We start from the raw sequence: 18,061 nt of genomic DNA, 5'->3' as shown, positions 1-18,061 counted from the left end.
CACACGCGGGTGATCGACTCGACTGCGCCGCACCGCCGCGGCCTGGTCTTGAAAGGGTTTGCATGTCCTCGATCCGCCTCTCGCTGCTCGCCCTGGCGCTTACCGCGACCGCCTGCGCCCAAGCCCCGGCCGTAGCCGCCGGCGCGCGCAAGGACTGGGTCGTGCAGCACATCCGCGACCACAACCATCCCTACGCCGCCAGCGCCCGCGGCGAGCTCGACACCAAGCTGGCGACCATGGCCGGCGGGCCGTTCGCGTTCTATCGCGGCACCGCGCATCTGTTTTTCGAAGACATGAACACCTTGCCGGCTTCGAACTATGCGAGCGCGCAAACCGGCTACACCTGGATCGGCGGCGACGCCCATCTGGGCAACTTCGACGCCTCGCGCGACAGCGGCGGCAAGGCCGTGTTCAAGGTCGCCGACTTCGACGAGGGGTATCTGGGTCAATACCTGTGGGATCTGCGCCGGCTCGCCGCGAGCCTGGTGCTGGCCGGGCGCGACAACGGCGTGAGCGATGCCAAGATCGGCACGGCCATCGATACCCTGGTCGGCAACTACGTCGACAAGATGGCCGACTTCAAGGGCAACAGCGGCGAAAGCAGCTTCCGCCTGAGCAAGGACAACACCAGCGGCGCGGTCGCCGACATCATCGCCAAGGCCGACGGCAAGACCCGCGACAAGCTGCTGTCCAAGTACACCGAAGTCAGCGGCGGCGCGCGCAAATTCCAGGCGCTGGACACGCTGGTCGCGGTATCGGCCGCCACCCGCAGCGGCCTGATTTCGGCGATGGCGGGCTATGTGTCGTCCATCGCAGAGTCCAAGCGCTATCCGGCCAGTTACTACACGGTCAAGGACGTGCGCCAGAAGCTCGGCTCCGGCGTCGGCAGCCTGGGCCGTGCGCGTTACTACGTGCTGATCGAAGGCGGCAGCGCGCAGAACAGCGACGATGCGATCCTCGAATTCAAGCAAGAAGCCGTCAGCGCCGTCGCCGTGGCCGCGCCGGGCCGCTTGCCCGCCAGCGCTTACGACAGCCATCAGGGCCTGCGCGTGGCGCGCACGGCCAAGGCGCAGGTGAGCAACGCCGACGTGCTGATCGGCCACGCCAGCATCGGCGGCACGCCGTTCTACGTGCGCGAGAAGTCGCCGTTCCAGGAAGACTTCGATCCGGCCAAGCTCGACAGCGCGGGCAAGCTCGACACCGCGGCCGGGTATCTGGGCCAGGCCCTGGCCAGCGCGCATGCCTTGGCCGATCAGGATTACGACAGCTCGGTGGTGAGTTACAGCATCGACAAGCAAGTCAGCGACGTGGTAACCAGCAAGAGCGGATTGAAGACAGAGATCCGCGGCTTCGCGTTCGACTATGCCGATCAAGTCGAACTGGATTGGCAGGCGTTCGTGGAGGCGTACAACGCGGGAACCGCACTGTACTGATCGCCGCCGATCCGCGTTGGCGCGGGCGATCCGCACGGGCCGCAACCGGGGTAGCATCCGCTCAGACGACCCGTGCGGCCGCGGCCGCCCGCCAACGAGGACCTCAGCGTGGATTCCAAGCCAGCCACCGACGCGCGTTCGCCCGCTTACCGCGACGACCGCAACCACGTGTTTCATTCCTGGTCGGCGCAGGGCGCGCTCGATCCGGTGGTGGTCGCCGGCGCGCGCGGTTCGCGCTTCTGGGATGAGAGCGGGCGCAGCTGGCTGGATTTTTCCAGCCAGTTGGTCAACGTCAACGTCGGCCATCAGCACCCGCGTCTGATCGAGGCGATCAAGGCCCAGGCCGAGACCTTGTGCACGCTGGCGCCGTACCACGCCAACGCCGCCACCAGCGAAGCGGCGCGGCTGATCGCCGAGGTCGCGCCGGGCGATCTGAACAAGGTGTTCTTCACCAACGGCGGCGCCGAGGCGGTCGAGAACGCGGTGCGCATCGCCCGCCATCACACCGGCCGGCACAAGGTGCTGGCGATGTACCGCAGCTATCACGGCGCCACCGCCGGGGCGATCGCGCTCACCGGCGATCCGCGCCGCTGGGGCGCCGAACCGGCGATGCCCGGGGTGGTGCATTTCTGGGGGCCGTATCCGTACCGCTCCTCGTTCCATGCGCAGGACGCGCAACAGGAATGCGAGCGCGCGCTGGCGCATCTGGCCGATACGCTGATGGTCGAGGGCGCCCACACCGTCGCGGCGATCGCGCTGGAGAGCGTGGTCGGCGGCAACGGCATCCTGGTGCCGCCCGACGGTTATCTGCAGGGCGTGCGCGAGCTGTGCGACCGCCACGGCATCGTGCTGATCGCCGATGAGGTGATGTCGGGCTTCGGCCGCTGCGGCGAGTGGTTCGCGATCGACCGCTGGCGGGTGACGCCGGACCTGATCACCTTCGCCAAGGGCGTGAACTGCGGTTACGTGCCCTTGGGCGGAGTAATCATCAGCGAACGGATCGCCGAGAGCTTTCGGCAGCGCGTGTTTCCGGGCGGACTGACTTACTCGGGGCATCCGCTGGCGTGCGCGGCGGCGGTGGCTTGCATCAACTTGTATCGCGAAGAAGGCTTGATCGAGCGTGCGCGCTGGCTGGGCGATGCGGTGATCGGGCCGGCGCTGCGCGAGTTGCAGCAACGGCATCCGTCTATCGGCGAGGTGCGCGGGTTGGGCGCGTTCTGGGCGCTGGAACTGGTGCGCGACCGCGACAGCCGCGAGCCGTTGGTGCCGTTCAATGCCAGCGGTGCGGCCAATGCGCCGATGGCGGAGTTCGCCGCTGCGTGCAAGCGGCTGGGGTTGTGGCCGTTCGTCAATTTCAACCGGACCCACATAGTGCCGCCGTTGACGATTGGCGAGGATGAGTTGCGTGAAGGGTTGGCGATGTTGGATGAAGCCTTGAGCGTGGCGGATCGCTATTGCGTGTGAGCTAGCGCTTGTGCCCTTCTCCCGCTTGCGGCGACCGAAGGGAGTGCAAGGCTGAGAAGGTGCCCGACAGGGCGGATGAGGGCGCGCGCAACTGAAGTTGCGACGCGATTTGCTACCCCGCGTGCCCTCACCCCAACCCTCTCCCGCAAGCGGGAGAGGGAGCGGAAACGGGAGAGGGGAAGTTACGTCGTCGCCGCCTGCTTGACCAAACTCTCCAGACCGAGAATATCGCGGATCTCATTCGAGAAAATCACCGCAAACACCTCGGCATGATTGCGAAACGCCTTGAACTCCAGCGAGTTGCCGCTGGGATCGTCGAGAAACATCGTGGCGTGCTCCCCAGGCAGATCGCGCATGCGCACATGCGGCGGATCGATGAAGCGATAACCGTGGCCCTTGATGCGCTCGGCCAGCTCGCTCCAGTCGCGCCAGTTGAGGTTCATGCCGAAGTGCGGCACGCGCACGGTCTCGCCGTAGAACGCCGAGCCGAACGACGCATCCGCATCGCCGTTCTCGCGCGGCGCCTGATGGATCACCAGATGATGTCCGTAGAAATCCAGATCGATCAGATTCTTGGTCGAGCGGCCCTGGCGCGCGCCCAGCACCTCGCAATAGAACTGCCGCGCCTGCATCAGATCGTGCACGCCGATGGCCAGATGGAACTGGGCGATGGTGTCGTCGGCCTTGGTCTCGCGCGGTCCCAGCACCACCTCGCCCAGCGGCGCGCGCGCGGGCGCGTCGCTCTCGGCGGGACGCACCGCCTCATCGTGAATGTTTTTCCAGAACGCCGACCACGCCTGCATGCTGTCGCGGTAACCCTGGCTGAGCGATTCGACGTGATCGCCGGCCATCCCGCCCAGTTCTTCGCCGATCAGCTTGCGCAGCTTCTCGCGATGGGCGATGTCGTGTTCGCCGACGTGCAGATCCCAGAAGCGCCAGTCGATGCGCTCGGCGTTCGCGCGGATGTAAGGATTGCGGCGCAAATGCTCGTACAGACGCGCCAGGTAGATCTGGCATACGCACTCGCCGCCCATGCCGCGCAGGCCGATGCCGTAGGCGGCGCCGCTGGACGGCGCGATCAGGCGTTCGCGCGCGCGTTCGAGCAAGGCGATGTTGTCGGCCAGCCCGATCGTATCCAGCGCCGGTTGCGCCAGGCCCAGGCTGGCGAGGAAGTCGTCGTACAGCTCCGGATGCGCCTGGCGGTGATCGCCGCTGCCCAGTTCGTCGTACAGGATGTCGGCGAGAAAGCTGCGCATGCGCCCGGGCGGCAGGCGCGCGATCAGCAGCGCGATGTCGGCGATGTAGTAGACGGTGAAACAGCGGTACTGCGCCAACAGCCCGTACAGGCGTTCGGGGCTGGCGCGTTCGACGAAGGCGAACATTTCGCCGGCGTGGTCGACGGTTTGCTCCTGCAGTCGGTCGGCCAAGGCCCAGAAGCGGTCGATGTCCAGGCCCAGATCGGCATGCGGCGGCGATGCGATTTCGATATTCATGGCGGAAGTCCATCCTGTAGTGGCGTAGAGGTGGCGTTGCGTCCGCGCCGTAGCGACGCCGTGCGGGCGTCGCGGCCGCCGAGAGTCCGTGCCATGGATAACGAGCAGTGGGAGCGCGCGGCGGCTGGCGCGTTTAGGACCGTACCGGCGCGATTGAGCGCGCTCGCTGCGCAGATGTAACAAAGCGAGCAACGGCGATGCAGGAACAAAATGAATGCGATGCGGGGCGCGTTTGTGGGTGGCGCGGCATCGCTGCGCGGGCGGATACCGCCATCACTGCGTTGCTACCTACCGTCATCCCCGCGAAGGCGGGGATCCAGAGATTTCAGAGTCATGTCGAGATGAAGCCCTGGATCCCCGCCTTCGCGGGGATGACGTTCTGGGGGAGGCGGAGGCGCTGGCAGATTTGGCAGAAGGCAGGCGATCACCGCGCGACCCGCCCGCGAATCACTCGCCGCCGCGGTCGTCTTCGCGCTGCGTCGTAGCCAACCGCAGAAACGTCTGATGCTGATACCGGCTCATACGCAACTGCTGACCGGTGTCCATGGTGACCACGTGATACCCGTTGAACCACGGATGGATGGTCCGCACCCGGCCGATGTTGACGATCGCCGAGCGGTGAATGCGGGCGAAGCGGCGCGGGTCCAGCCGTTCGCCGAGCCAGGCCATGGTCTCGCGCAGCTCGTGCACGCGATCGGCCAGATGCACCTGCACGGTGTTGCGGCTGGCCTTGATCCAGACGATGTCGTCGACGGCGATGAAGCTGACTTGCTCGCCGCTGCGCACCGGCAGCCGTTCGAGGTAGTCCTCACGTTGCCGCAAGGCTTGCAGCGCGCGCAGGATCCGCGCGTTGCCGTCGTCGGCCGCCGCCAAACGCTGCTTGGCGCGTTGCAGCGTTTCGGCGAAGCGCGCGCGGCTGAAGGGTTTGACCAGGTAGTCGACCGCATTGGCTTCGAACGCGCGCACCGCGTACTGCTCGTACGCGGTGACGAACACCGTCGCCGGCATCCGCGCCGCGCCGATCGCCGCAACCACATCCAGCCCGGTCATCGCCGGCATCTGGATGTCCAGAAACACCAGGTCGGGCGAGCGCTCGCGGATCGCGATCACCGCCGAGGCGCCGTCGCCGCATTCGCCGAGCAGCTCGATCTGCGCGTCCTCGCGCAGCAGCCGCGCGATCGCATGGCGCGCGATCGGCTCGTCGTCGACCACCAGCGCGGACAGTTTCATGACCGCGCGCTCATGCCGGCAGGTGCTCGGGCGCGTCGTCGTCGGCTTCGATGTCGTCGGCGACGCGGAACGGCAGGCGGATGCGGCAGGCCACGCCTTCGGGCCAGAGCATGTCCAGGCGCAGCTCGGCGGCCTCGCCGTACAGCTCGCGCAGCCGCAAACGGGTATTGGACAAGCCGATGCCGTGGCCGGCGGCGCCGTCGGCCGGCGCGGCGTCGGGTTCCAGGGTGCTGTTGCGATTGCGCACTTCGATGCACAGGCTGTCGCCGTCGCGGCGGGCTTCGATCTCGATCCGGTCCGCGCCCACCCGCCGGCCGATGCCGTGACGGATCGCGTTCTCGACGATCGGCTGCAGCAACAGGCTCGGCACCGCGCAGTCCAGGGTGTCGGGCGCGACGTAGATCTGGGTGCTCAGGCGGTCCTTGAAGCGCTGGTCCTGGATGCCCAGGTACAGCGCCAGCAGATCCAGTTCGCGGCGCAGGCTGATCTCCTGGCCGTCGTAATCGTGCAGGAACGCGCGCAGCAGTTCGCTCAGGCGCAGCAGCATGTCTTCGGCCGAGCGCTGGTCTTCTTCCAGCAAGGTAACGATGGCGTGCAAGGTGTTGAACAGGAAATGCGGTTGCAGCTGGGTCTTGAGCACTTGCAGACGCGAGCGCGCCAGCTCGGCGGCGAGTTGGCTGGCCTGGAGCATGCGCTGCGCGCGCTCGGCGCGCAGGCGCAGGGAATGCTGCAGCAACAGCAGCGCCCAATAGGTCAGCAGCCCGATCGCGGCGTGGCGGCCGACGAATTGCAGCAGTTGTTCGCCGAACGAACTGGGTTCGAACCAGGTCGAAACCCCGGCGCCGATGGTCAGGGCCAGAGCGGTCATGGCGATGCTGGCGAACACGTGCAGCGACAGCGCGCGCCAGCGCCCGGGCGCCTGGATCGGATGGCGCGCGGCCAGGCGGAACACCCACGGCGCCAACGCCGCCCAGGTGTACCACTGGATCATCGACCAGCGCAGGTAGTCGAAGATCGACCAGGTCTCGGCGAAGAACGCGTCGTGGACCATGGCCTGCAGCGCGAACACCACCACCACCGCCGTCCACAGGCCGAGGTAGCGCAACAAGCCGATCCGGGTGTCGCCCAGTGCGATCTTCATCCTTCGCCGCTCTCGCCCAAGACATCGGCATCGTAAGCGCGGCGGACAGCGGCGCAAAGCATCGCCGCGCGGACTACGATTCGGCGCCGCGCTGCGACGATTCGTCCCGGATCGCTGGCGGCGGCGGGGCGGTCCGGGCTGCGATATGCGCGAAACCGGGCGATCGGCGCCCGCTATCGGTCACCGGAGCCCCGCCATGCGCCCGTCGCCCATGATCGTCCTGATACTGTTCGCGCTGTCCGCCGCCGCGCCCTCCGCCGAGCGCGGCCGCTATTTCGAGGTGATCAACCGCAGCCACGAGGCGGTGACCGCGCTGGCCGTGGCCCGCGCCGGCGCTGCCGAGTTCGTCGACAAACCGCTGCGCGCGCCGCTGGCCGCGGGCGGCGGCGCGACGACGATCCAGATCGTCGGCGAGGGCTGCGCCTACGACATCAAGACGACTTTCGCCGACGGGCGCGCGGTGGTGTATTCCGACATCGACGTCTGCCGCTATCGCGCTTTGCGGATGCCGCCGCCGCCGCGGCGAGAGAACGCCGCATTGGCCGACTCGTACTAGTACGTACTAGTATCGGCCCGGCGCGCTCCATCCCGCAGCGCGCCGCCACCGCGATGGACCCGCCCGCATGTGCATCTTCTCGCAACCGATCGACCACGTCTCCGACACCCGCATCTATGCGCGCATGCGCGGCGACCGCCAGTACCTGGCGTACCAGATGCGGCTGGCCTCGATGACGGAGCAGGCGATGATTCTGCCGTTGCCGGTCGCCGGCGGCGATCCGGGCGATCTGCGTTTCATCGATCTGTCGGCCTGCGCGCTCTGGTTCGACGGCCTGGACGCCTGCTTCCCCAACCTGTCGCGCGGCGGCGGGCCGGTGGCGGCCGCCGCGAGCCTCGAAGTGCACAGGGTCGGCGCGTTCGACGCATCCTTCGTTCCCGAGCGCGCCGCGTTCGCGCGTCTGGACCCGCGCTTCCGTCTCGACGACGGCGTCTGGGACCGGTTTCCCGACTACGCCGGTTTCGGTTTCGCCGTGTTCCAGCTGCGCGCCGGCGATGCGCGGGTGCATCCGATGGCCTTGTCGTTCCGCTCGCGCGATCCGCGCACGCTGTTCTTCCCGACCGCGCACGTGCACGACGGGCAAGTGCATGCCACCGCCGAGTTCGATCATCGGTTGTACGCGCAATTCGATACCGTGCCGCCGCAGTGGCGGCAAGGCGAGATCCTGCCGCGCCAGACCTTGGGCGCCGGTTTCCTGGCCACTACAGCCGCGGCCGAGTTGATCGACGCCGACGCGCCGGTGGCGCGGCGGATACTGCGGGGCGAACAAACCAACGGCGACGTCGTGGTGGCGTTGAGCTGAAACTACCGGCGCGCGCAAGCGATCGTCAGACTTGTGCACGCCACGAACAAATCATGTGCTCGCCCTGGCGTTGTTGCGCCGATCCGGGCGGACCTAAGCTGCGCGCCTGTCGATAACCCCACAAGGTGCAGCGCATGTCCAGCCTCGCTTATTCCAATACCCTCGAACTCGCCGCGGGCGGGTGCACTCGCCAAGCTTCCGCCTTGTCGCGCGCGATGCGCGCCCTGATCGCGGGCGTGGCCTTGGCCGCGGCCGGCATCGCCAACGCCGCGGCGGCCGACGCCGCGCCGACGCGCAACCCGACCATCCGCGCGATGTCCGGCGCCACGCCCTTGACCGGCCTGGATCGCGCCAGCACCGCCTTGATCGTGATCGATTTCCAGAACGAGTACTTCAACGGCAAGATGCCGATCCCCGACGGCGAAAAGGCCATGGCCAACGCGCAGCGGCTGATCGAGTTCGCCGACAAGCAGAAACTGCCGGTGTTCCAGATCCAGCACATCGCGCCGGCCGGATCGGCGGTGTTCGCGATCGACGGCGAGACCGTCAAGTTCCACCCCAAGATGCAACCGCGCGCTCACGACACGGTGGTGCAGAAGCGCAACGTCAGCGTATTCGCCGGCACCGACATCGACCGGCAGCTCAAGGCGCGCGGGATCAAGACGGTGGTGATCGCCGGCCTGATGACCCATGCCTGCGTCGCCGGCGCCGCGCGCGATGCCGCGCCGCTGGGCTATCAGGTGCTGGTCGCTTCCGACGCCTCGGCCACCCGCGCCATCGCCCGCGTGGATGGCGATACTATCGACAAGGATTCGCTGCACCGGGCGGCCCTGGCCGAGATCGAGGACACCTTCGGTGACGTGATGACCACCGCGGACATCCTGGCGCTGCCGCTGCGCTGAGTCCGCTTCCGCTGAGCGGTGCGGCCGATGCGCGAGCGCGCCGCCCCGCTCAGACCCGATCAGCCACAGCTACAGCCACGACCGAGCCCGACATGGATCAGTTGAATGCTATGCGGATATTCCACTGTATCGTCGACGCGCGAGGCTTCAGCGCGGCCGCCGAGCGGCTCGGCACCACCCATTCGACGGTCTCGCGCCAACTCAAGCAGCTCGAACATGAGCTCGGCGTGCAGTTGCTCAAGCGCAATACCCGCAACTTCACCCTGACCGCGGCGGGCGAGCTGTATTACGCGGCCTGCCTGGACGTGCTCAAGCGGGTGGAAGCGGCCGGCCGCGCGATCGCCGGCGAGCAGGAAAAAGTCGCCGGCAGTCTGCGCGTCAGCGCGCCGCTGGCGATCGGCGCGCTGGAGCTGGCCGATTGGTTGCCCGGCTTGCAAAAGCGCTATCCGGATCTGCAACTGGACTTGTCGTGCAGCGACCGTTACGTCGACATCGTCGCGGAAGGTTTCGACGTGGCCTTGCGGATCAGCCCGACCCTGGCCGACACCAGCCTGATGGCCCGGGTACTGACCGTATCCGACATCGTTCTGGTCGCCGCGCCCGCGTATCTGGCCCGGCGCGGCTTGCCGCGCACGGTCGCGCAACTGGCGCAACACGACTTGATCGGATTCTCGCCGGCGCGCGCGCCGGCCAAATGGACGCTGACGCCCGAGCGCGGCGAGCCCAGTCAGATCGAACTGCGCGGCGATTTGCGCGTGGACACCATCGCCGCGCTGTACGCGGCGGTGTTGGCCGGCGCCGGCATCGCCGGATTGACCCGGCACACGGTGAAGTCGGCCCTGGCCGCTGGCCAGTTGGTGCATCTGCTGCCGGCCCACACCTTGGGCCAGCGGCATTACTACGCCTTGTATCCGCAGACCCAATACGTGTCGCCGAAGCTGCGCGCCTTCGTCGACCACATGGCCGAACACTACCGAACCGACTGATCGTTCGCGCTTGAATCCGATGCGTGCGGCGCGGGGAGCGCCGAGCATCGCAGGTCCATCCCATTGCTTTCGTCCGATGCGAGGACCGCCGGTCCGCCGCAGGGCGGACCGTGGCTTCGCCTCGGCGAAGCCGACCCTCCCGTTGAACGTTTCTAAGGATAGCCAGATGTTCTACAAACCGGACAAGGGCATAGACGCCCACGATCTCGACATGGTCGCCTTCGCCTCGGACCCGCGTGCGCGGGCGAGAACGGCGGTGTACGCGGTGGATACCGCGATGCGCAAGTACTACGCGATACTGAAAGCCGACCTGACCACCCGGTTGGACCCGGTGATCGTGGTCAACAACGACAGCAAGGGCGGCGAGTACACCTTGATCGACAACGGTGTTCGCCAAAGCGTGCAGCCGGTGTCGGAGATCTTCGAGCTGGTCAAATCGATCAGCCATATCCCGTTGGCGATTTTCAGCGTAATCGCGCCCTATCTGAAAGACTCCGACACCAAGCAATGGGTCGCGCCGATCAAGGAGTTGGCGGCGACCTTGCGCAACGCGCAAAAGCATATCGACGACGCCGACCTGCCGGCCGAGGCGCGCGCGTCGAGCGCGCGCATTCTCGATGCCGGGCTGAAGTTCATCGCCCAATGCCTGGAGGACGAGCGTTTCAGCATCAAGGGCTTCGAGAAGTTCTCCGGCGGCGTGGCGGAGGACATCAAGACCAACATGCGCCATGCCGCGCGCGCGCAGGTGGAGGCGGTGTCGGCGCTGATGAAGCGTTGGCGCCAGGAAGTCGGCGAAGAACGCTGGCGCGATCTGTACACCGTGGTGCTTTCGATCTGGACGACCTCGGTGCGCAATCAGAACACGATCATCATCCGCGGCTTCATGAATCCGGCCAAGGTCGACTCGCACCTGATCGACATTCCCACCGCGCAAAGCCCGCACGATCCGATCGCCGTGGCGCTGGATAATCTGGCCCGCATCGTTCAGGACAACGTCGCCGCGGAAATGGTGTTTCCGCGCGATCAGGTCTTGGCCGACTCGTTGAAGGGCACCGAAGATCTGTTGTCGAACGAGATCGATAAACTGCTTCAGTGCCCGCACATGAAGCCGTAACCTCGGCACCGCCTCGCCGTCGCGGCGCGCATCGCGGCGGCGGCGAGGACCCGCGGCGCGGCCAATCCGTCGCGCCCGGCGGCCTCAGTGCGCGCGGATCAGCGATTGATGCGCGCCCACGCCGGCCAACACGCCCGCGGCGATGGCCAGACTGGCGTTCTGCATCGCGCTGGCGGCATCGCCGGCCGCGTAGACGCCGGCCACGCTGGTGGCTTTCCATTCGTCGACGCGGATGTGTTGGCCGAGCGGGCCTTGTTCGAACTCGCAGCCCAGTTGTTCGGCCAGCGGGCTGGCCATCGTGCTGGCGGGCGCGGTGAACAACGCCGAGATCGCCAGGGTGCGCCCATCGGCCAGACGCACGCCGTCCAGTTGCGGCGCGACGCCGAGCAAGCCGACCACCGGCACGCGTTCGATGCTGACCCCGCGCGCCGACAGATGCGCGGCCTGCTCCGGATCGGGTTCGAATTCGCCCTGGGTGAAATAGGTGGTCGGGCCCCAGTCCGGAATCAGTGCGGCCTGGTGCGCCGACAACGCGTGCGCGGCGAGCACGCCTAGCGGCCGGTCGGCGACTTCATAGCCATGGCAATACGGGCAATGCAGCACCGACACGCCCCAGCGTTCGCGCAGTCCGTCCAGCGCCGGCAATACATCGCGAATGCCGCCGGCCAGGATCAGGCGCGCGGCGGTGTGTACGCCGCCGCCGTCCAGCGCGACCGCGAAGCCGCCGTCGACCGGGTTCGCCGTCGCTGCGGTGGCGTGCAGCACACGCGCGCTCGGGTAGGCGAGCAACTGCGCGCGGCTTTCCTCGAGAATTTGCGCGGGCGGTTTGCCGTCGTGGCCGAGGATGCCGTGCGCATGCGCGGCGAAGCGGTTGCGCGGCAGGCCCGAGTCGATCACCAGCACCCGCCGGCGCGCGCGCGCCAGCTGCAGCGCCGCGCTGAGGCCGGCGAACGCGCCGCCGACCACGATCACGTCATGTTCCATGGCGACCTCCTTGCATATGGCGCCGGCCGTGCAGGCGTTCGGTGTGCGCGGCCAGATCGGCCAGGGTGAGCGAGGCCAGGCGGCGGTCGAGCACTTGTTCGGCTTCGCGCATCGCCTCGTCGAGCACGTCGATCACCGCGCGCACCACCAGGCATTGCGGCTCGGGCTGCTTGGCCGCCAACGGCACCATCCGCTCGCCCAGGGCCTGCTGGATCTGCGCCAGGGTGAGCCGGTCGGGCGGCTGCGCCAGCCGCCAACCGCCGCCGTGGCCCTTGACCGACTGGACCACCCCGGCCTCGCGCAAACCGGCGAAGCTGCGCCGGATCACCACCGGGTGGGTGCCCACGCAGGCCGCCATCTCCTCCGATGTCATCGCCCGCTCGGGCTGTTCGGCCATGTGCAGCAGCACGTGCAGGGTGACGGACAGGCGTTCCGGGTTCTTCATGTAACTAAAACTATTACGTGATGGCGCGGCTGTCAACGTGGTGCCGCCGTACGCGCTGCGGCCTGCTCAATCCAGCAACGAGCGCGACGGCGAGTAGTCCACCGGCCGCAGCGTGCGGTCTTGAATCCGGCCCATGATCGGCTCGGGCGTGCGGGTTTCGCGTTTGATCCGCGCCCATTCCTCATCGGCCATGAAGCGCTTCCAGCGATCGCGCATGGTCGCTTCGTCCGGCCACTGCAGCAGATAGGCGAACTCGGTGCGGTCCTCGTTGCGGGTTTCCCACATCGCCACGATGCGGAAATCGTGGCGGCGCATGATCCGCGCGGCGTGATCGCGGAAACGGGCGTGGAAGCGGTCCTTGCTGTTGTCGAACAGTTCGTAGATGCGCAGTTGCTGGATCGGCGCGTCGGTGACGACGGCCGACGGCGCATCGGCCGCGGCGGCGGGTAGGCCCAGGCACAACGACAGCGGCGCGGCGGTGAGACGAGCAGAGGCGGTCACTATGGCTCCGGGAGAGGTGGGAAGTGTGTATCAAGCCGCTGCTTCAAATAAAACGGCACCAAAATTGCGGAACTGTCGTTAGATGCATGATCGATGTCATGCCGTTAGTCGGGTACGTAGGTGCCAAGCACGATTTCGGCAGAATTTCCTGATAAACATCTGCGGGTGAATCGGTACTGGGTTGGGTGTCCGGCTTGGATTGATGCCGGGCAAGCGAACGCAAGGACATGGTACCGCGAAGCTGGCGGCGTTGGCGCTTAAAAGACCAGGAGCATCGGGCAATGGACTACCCATTCGGCGCAAGGTTTCAGTTTCATCCGGTCGGTCAAGGATTGTTCGCCAGCGGCGACATAGGCCAGTACCAGCACGGGCTCTGGATGGGCATGGGGCCGAACATAAAATTCGACTGGGTCTACGACTGCGGAACTACTTCCGAGCAAGCTCTGGTCGAGGTTGCGATAGGTAACTTGTGCGCTGATCGCTCCGACCAGGCGGACTTGGGGTTGGTGGTCCTCTCGCATTTCGACAAGGACCATATCAGCGGAATAGTCCGGCTGCTTCAACGTAAGAAAGTGGGAATTCTCCTGCTTCCGTATGTTCCGTTATGCGACCGGATACTGATCGGCCTGCACGAGGGCGCCGAGGCGGATGAGCCATTGATGCGGTTCTTACTGAATCCGGTGCGATATCTGCGGGGAGCGGACGTAAAAGGAATAGGGCGAGTATTGTTCGTCCCTCCCAGCCGCGGCCGAGCCATAGACGGCGGCGAGCCGGACGACCGGCCAGACCAGGACGCCACGGAGGACCCTCCCTCGCGCGACTCCGACGCATGGGATCTGGATTACGAGGTCGAGGAGAATCCGCCACCGGCATCCGGCGATGACGGCGACCCGGCGTTGGCGCCGCCGGATGGCGCCATCGCTTCGGTGGCGATGCTCGCGGAAGGGCAGAATCTGAGGTTGAAGAATCTGTGGGAGTTTGTGCCGTACAACGACGCCGAGCACCGGGCCAAGGCCACTGGGGCGTTCACTTCGCAAGCCCGCCAAGACGCGGACGAGCTTGTTAACGCGACTACCGATGTGGCCAGAGAGGCCGCGCTGGCGAAGTTGAAGTGCCTGTACGACAAAACATTCGGCAAATCGGGCCAAGCGCGTAATGAAATTTCCCTGTTTTTGTACGGCGGTCCTCTTGCCGCCGGGAGATTTCGCACGGAAGGTCGGCTCAACGGCTACTTGGGGTACGGGATCGGCATGTGGAAATGCTTCTACGACGATCCTGGCAAAGGGGCTGTGTTGTATTGCGGCGACGGCTATCTGGATAACGATCTGCGCTTGAAAAGTTTGATCGACTATCTCGGCCCGCATCGCATCGAGCGTACTTGCGTTTTCCAAGTGATGCATCACGGAGCGCTCAACAATTGGCATCAAGGCGTGGCTGCTGCGATTGGGGCTCCCGTCAATGTGTTCTGCTCGGATCCGCATCACAAAAAACTCGGCCACCCACACGCGGAGGTTCTGCGCGACTTCTGGCCCTGGGGCGCGATCCAAGTAGACAAGCGCTGTGACGCGCAGTTTCATGTCTGGCCTTTGAAGTAAACCGCAACGCCGACGCATCCACCGGGACTTTTCGCACTGGCGGGCGCGACCGTCATCATCGCTAATGGCGTCCAACCCATTGGGCAACGGAGACCATGATGTCCGCGTTCTCGCTAATGCTCGCCGCCGCCGGCGCGGCCGCTCCCAGCTTGCCCGTGGCCGATCCGGCCACCCTCGCCGCAATCGAAGCGACCTGCTTCGACTACGTCGACGGCCAGCTCGAAGGCGATCCCGAACGCGTCGCCCGCGCGCTGCATCCGGATCTGGCCAAGCGCAAGGTGATCGGCGATACCCCGTACGAGCGGCTCGGCCTGCGCCGGATGTCGAAGGAAGAACTGGTCGCGCTGACCAGGCAGGGCGCGTTGAAGACGCCGAAGGCGCAGTGGGACCGCAGCTGCAAGGTGCTCGATGTCACCGCCGAAGCGGCTTCGGTGCGGTTGGAAACGCCGTGGTTCGTCGACTACTTCCATATGGGCCGGTTCGACGGCAAATGGATCATCGTCAACGCGCTGTGGCACAGCAAGCCCAAGCAAAATCCATAAGGCCGGCGGCGCCGCTGGCATAACTCCGCCTTATGGGTCGGCGCGGATATTTTCGTTGTCCGCGCCGAGGCCGGCTCACTAGGATCGGCGCAGGGCCGCGCGATCCGGCGCGGCCGCCGGAGCGGTCGAAGCAAGTGTCGGCATCGCCGGCCGTTCGCGCGCTTCGCCGCTTGCGGAGGCCGTCTTGAACCGTCGCCAATTCACTCTTGCCGCGTTGTCGGCCGCGGTCGCGGCCGCCTTGCCGGGCTGCGCGACGCCGGGCGATACCGTCGCCCGCGCCAGCGATACCTCAGCGGACGCCGCGCAGGCGACGTTGTCCGAGCTGTTCGAACGCATGTACCGCGCGCGCCTGCGCGACTCGCCGCAGAGCGTGAGCGTATTCGGTCTGGATCATTCCGAACGCGCCGACGCCCGCCACCGGATCGACGACCGCTCCGCGCCGGCGCGCGAACGCTACGGCCGCGAGCAAGCCGGGTTCCTGCGCGAACTCGACGCGATCGAGCGCGCGGCGCTCGACCCGGCCGCCGCGGTGCACCTCGACACCGCTCGTTACCTGAGCGCCCTGCACGTGCAGGGCGCGCAGCGGTTCGGCTACGGCCAACCCACCGCGTCGCGGCCGTATGCCTTGAGCCAGCGCAACGGCGCGTATCACGAAATTCCCGAACTGCTGCGCGACGTGCACCGCATCGACCAGGCCGAAGACGCCGACGCCTGGCTGTCCAGACTGCGCGCCCTGCCCGCCGCGATCGATCAGGACAGCGAGCGCGTGCGCGCCGACGCCGCGCAAGGCGTGGTGCCGCCCGCGTTCGTCATCGATGCGACCTTGGCGCAGCTGCGACAACTGCGCGACGCCGAACCGGCGCGCACCGAGTTGCTGGCCAAACTGCTGCGCCGCAGCGCCGAGTTGCGGCTCGACGGCGACCGGCCCGCGCAGGCCGCGCGCATCATCGAAGGGCCGGTGCGGGCGGCGTTGCAGCGACAGATCGACACGCTGCAAGGCCTGCGCGCGCAAGCCGTGGACACGCCGTCGGTGACGCGATTGCCCGACGGCGAAGCCTATTACGCCTGGGCGCTGCGCTTGAACAACGGCAGCGCGATGAGCGCGACCGAGATCCACCGCCAGGCGCTGCAGCAAGCCGAGGACTACGGCGCCCAGGTCGATGCGATCCTGCGCGCGCAGGGCCTGAGCCAAGGCAGCGTGGGCGAGCGCTACCGGGCCCTGGCCAGCGACCCGCGTCACCGCTATCCCAACACCGATGCCGGCATGCGCCGCCGCTACGACGATCTGCAAGCGCGCGTGCGCGATCTCCAGGCGCGCCTGCCGCGCGAGTTCGGCGCGATTCCGAACGTGCGGCCGACCCTGTACGCGCAACCGCCGCGGCTGGAGTATTTCCATCCCGGCGCCACCGTGGGTTCCGAGCCGAACCGGATGTACCTGAGCGAATACGGCATTCCCGAGATGGCGCATTGGGAGCTGGCCAACCACAGCTACCACGAGAGCGCGCCCGGCCATCATCTGCAAGCCGGCCTCGCCCTGGAATCGGTGCAAGTGCCGGCGTTGATACGCATCGCCGAACTGCGCGGCTACACCGAAGGCTGGGCGCTGTACGCCGAACGCCTCGCCGCGCAGCTGGGCGCATACGGCGACGACCCACTCGGCCCGCTCGGCCATTTGCGTTCGTTCCAGATCCGGGCGATGCAGGCCGCCGCCGACACCGGCCTGCACAGCCAAGGCTGGACCCGCGAACGCGCCGCCGCGTACGTGCGCCCGATCGCCGGCGACGGCGAAGCGGCGGCCGCGCAACGCGTCGATCGCTACTGCGCCTTGCCCGCGCAGGGGCTGGTCTACATGGTCGGCCGCACCCACTGGGACGGCCTGCGCGCCCGCGCGCAGCGGTCGCTGGGAGCGCGTTTCGATCCGCGCGCCTTCCACGACACGGTGCTGCGCCACGGTGCGCAACCGTTCGAGCTGCTGGAGGGGCGGGTGGACGAATGGATCGCGGCGGCGGCGTCCTGGCGCGGCGCCGTCAAACCGATCTGATCGAGCGGGTCGCGCAGATCAGCACCCGTTGCTGGTTCTCCAGCTCCAGCAGATAGACCGATTGCGCGACCGCGTCGCTGCGCAGGAAATCGCAGGTGAGGCGGTAGCACACGGCGTCGCGGGTGTAGTCGGCGAACCAGCGCAGGTACTCGATCAGGTAGAACCCCAGCCGCGTGCGCTCGCTCAGTCCGAGCAGCTGTTCGCAAAGCGCCACCAGCTCCAGGCTCCAATTGCCGATACGCGCCTGCTCGTGCACTTTCGCTTGCAGAACGGTTTCGATCTCTTGCCCGGGTTCGGCCGTCCGCGTCCACAAGCACCACAACTCGGTGTCCGTGCTGAGCGTACGGCCGACAGCGTCGAGGTAGCCGTCGACAAAGACGACATGGCGCGCGACCGAGAACTCCCACTTTTCGTTAGTCATAGGCTTGGATGGTGATCGATCACCGCCCGCGCCGCGCATCCAGACTGAGCGGCCCCGCGCCGACGCAGGCGAGCAACACCCAGCCGCCGGCCATGGCGATGTTCTTGAGGAAGTGGGTCATCTGCATCTGATCGGAGAATTGATGGTGAAAGATCAGCGCGGTGGCGACGCAGAAGCCGGCCAGCAGCCAGGCCAGGATTCGGGTGCGGTAGCCCAATACTATCAGCAGGCCGGCGCCGATCTCGAAGGCGATGGTCGGCCACAGCAATGCGCCGGGCACGTGCATCGCTTCCATGTAGCCGCGTATCGCATCGGCCGCGCCGATCTTCGACAGGCCGGACAGAATGAAGACCTGCGCCATCAGCACGCGGGCGACGGCGAATGCCGGGGTTGCGACTTTTTCGTTCATGG

18 protein-coding genes are annotated in these 18,061 nt (G+C 66.9%); 10 read left to right on the top strand and 8 right to left on the bottom strand.

Annotated features, from left to right (window positions below; genetic code table 11):
- Positions 1 to 62: 62 nt before the first annotated feature.
- Together V7787_RS19645 and V7787_RS19640 are read left to right on the top strand one after the other, a co-directional pair.
- A complete protein-coding gene (locus V7787_RS19645; protein ID WP_336089198.1) occupies positions 63 to 1,433 on the top strand; it encodes a DUF2252 domain-containing protein in 1,371 nt (456 codons plus the stop codon).
- Between the two features lie 108 nt (positions 1,434 to 1,541).
- A complete protein-coding gene (locus tag V7787_RS19640; RefSeq protein ID WP_336089197.1) occupies positions 1,542 to 2,897 on the top strand; it encodes an aspartate aminotransferase family protein in 1,356 nt (451 codons plus the stop codon).
- 182 nt (positions 2,898 to 3,079) lie between these two features.
- Here V7787_RS19640 and V7787_RS19635 read toward each other — a convergent pair whose 3' ends face one another.
- The 3 genes from V7787_RS19635 to V7787_RS19625 form a co-directional block, all read right to left on the bottom strand.
- A complete protein-coding gene (locus V7787_RS19635) occupies positions 3,080 to 4,390 on the bottom strand; it encodes an iron-containing redox enzyme family protein (protein ID WP_336089196.1) in 1,311 nt (436 codons plus the stop codon).
- A gap of 447 nt (positions 4,391 to 4,837) precedes the next feature.
- Complete coding sequence (locus V7787_RS19630; protein ID WP_336089195.1) at positions 4,838 to 5,620, bottom strand: LytR/AlgR family response regulator transcription factor; 783 nt, start codon at positions 5,618 to 5,620, stop codon at positions 4,838 to 4,840.
- A gap of 10 nt (positions 5,621 to 5,630) precedes the next feature.
- Positions 5,631 to 6,761 (bottom strand): sensor histidine kinase, encoded by a 1,131-nt coding sequence (locus V7787_RS19625; RefSeq protein ID WP_336089194.1) that lies wholly within the window; start codon positions 6,759 to 6,761, stop codon positions 5,631 to 5,633.
- 196 nt (positions 6,762 to 6,957) lie between these two features.
- Between V7787_RS19625 and V7787_RS19620 the strand changes: the two genes are divergently transcribed.
- From V7787_RS19620 to V7787_RS19600, 5 genes are all read left to right on the top strand, one after another.
- Positions 6,958 to 7,317, top strand: a complete 360-nt coding sequence (locus tag V7787_RS19620; RefSeq protein ID WP_336089193.1) for a hypothetical protein — start codon at positions 6,958 to 6,960, stop codon at positions 7,315 to 7,317.
- Between the two features lie 67 nt (positions 7,318 to 7,384).
- Complete coding sequence (locus tag V7787_RS19615; RefSeq protein WP_336089192.1) at positions 7,385 to 8,119, top strand: hypothetical protein; 735 nt, start codon at positions 7,385 to 7,387, stop codon at positions 8,117 to 8,119.
- Positions 8,120 to 8,253: 134 nt separating this feature from the next.
- Entirely contained in the window at positions 8,254 to 9,021 is a 768-nt protein-coding gene (locus V7787_RS19610; protein ID WP_442965324.1) for a cysteine hydrolase family protein, read from the top strand.
- A gap of 92 nt (positions 9,022 to 9,113) precedes the next feature.
- Positions 9,114 to 10,007, top strand: coding sequence for a LysR family transcriptional regulator (locus V7787_RS19605; RefSeq protein ID WP_336089191.1), 894 nt, complete (start codon positions 9,114 to 9,116; stop codon positions 10,005 to 10,007).
- Positions 10,008 to 10,173: 166 nt separating this feature from the next.
- Positions 10,174 to 11,121, top strand: coding sequence for a hypothetical protein (locus V7787_RS19600; RefSeq protein ID WP_336089190.1), 948 nt, complete (start codon positions 10,174 to 10,176; stop codon positions 11,119 to 11,121).
- Positions 11,122 to 11,205: 84 nt separating this feature from the next.
- On the opposite strand, the gene V7787_RS19595 is transcribed toward V7787_RS19600, so the two are convergent.
- The 3 genes from V7787_RS19595 to V7787_RS19585 all read right to left on the bottom strand — a co-directional run bounded on the left by V7787_RS19595 (position 11,206) and on the right by V7787_RS19585 (position 13,051).
- Positions 11,206 to 12,105 (bottom strand): NAD(P)/FAD-dependent oxidoreductase, encoded by a 900-nt coding sequence (locus tag V7787_RS19595; RefSeq protein WP_336089189.1) that lies wholly within the window; start codon positions 12,103 to 12,105, stop codon positions 11,206 to 11,208.
- Positions 12,095 to 12,550, bottom strand: a complete 456-nt coding sequence (locus V7787_RS19590; protein WP_336089188.1) for an Rrf2 family transcriptional regulator — start codon at positions 12,548 to 12,550, stop codon at positions 12,095 to 12,097. Before V7787_RS19590 ends, V7787_RS19595 begins: the two co-directional genes overlap by 11 nt.
- A gap of 66 nt (positions 12,551 to 12,616) precedes the next feature.
- Entirely contained in the window at positions 12,617 to 13,051 is a 435-nt protein-coding gene (locus V7787_RS19585; protein ID WP_336089187.1) for an NIPSNAP family protein, read from the bottom strand.
- Between the two features lie 281 nt (positions 13,052 to 13,332).
- Here V7787_RS19585 and V7787_RS19580 point away from each other — a divergent pair, with 281 nt between their 5' ends.
- The 3 genes from V7787_RS19580 (at position 13,333) to V7787_RS19570 (ending at position 17,229) form a co-directional block, all read left to right on the top strand.
- Positions 13,333 to 14,646 (top strand): hypothetical protein, encoded by a 1,314-nt coding sequence (locus V7787_RS19580; protein ID WP_336089186.1) that lies wholly within the window; start codon positions 13,333 to 13,335, stop codon positions 14,644 to 14,646.
- A gap of 98 nt (positions 14,647 to 14,744) precedes the next feature.
- On the top strand, positions 14,745 to 15,188 hold the full coding sequence (locus V7787_RS19575) for a nuclear transport factor 2 family protein (protein WP_336089185.1): 444 nt from the start codon (positions 14,745 to 14,747) through the stop codon (positions 15,186 to 15,188).
- Positions 15,189 to 15,372: 184 nt separating this feature from the next.
- The gene (locus tag V7787_RS19570) at positions 15,373 to 17,229 is read left to right on the top strand and encodes a DUF885 domain-containing protein (RefSeq protein WP_336089184.1); all 1,857 of its coding nucleotides are present in this window, start codon (positions 15,373 to 15,375) and stop codon (positions 17,227 to 17,229) included.
- On the opposite strand, the gene V7787_RS19565 is transcribed toward V7787_RS19570, so the two are convergent.
- Together V7787_RS19565 and V7787_RS19560 are read right to left on the bottom strand one after the other, a co-directional pair.
- Entirely contained in the window at positions 17,216 to 17,650 is a 435-nt protein-coding gene (locus V7787_RS19565; RefSeq protein WP_336089183.1) for a hypothetical protein, read from the bottom strand. The genes V7787_RS19570 and V7787_RS19565 overlap by 14 nt on opposite strands.
- A gap of 19 nt (positions 17,651 to 17,669) precedes the next feature.
- Positions 17,670 to 18,059, bottom strand: coding sequence for a DoxX family protein (locus tag V7787_RS19560; protein WP_336089182.1), 390 nt, complete (start codon positions 18,057 to 18,059; stop codon positions 17,670 to 17,672).
- Between the last annotated feature and the right edge of the window lie 2 nt (positions 18,060 to 18,061).

Source organism: Pseudomonas sp. CGJS7 (assembly GCF_036961695.1).
The sequence above is the reverse complement of the archived record's forward strand: the minus strand, read 5'-3'. Positions and strand labels throughout refer to the sequence as shown.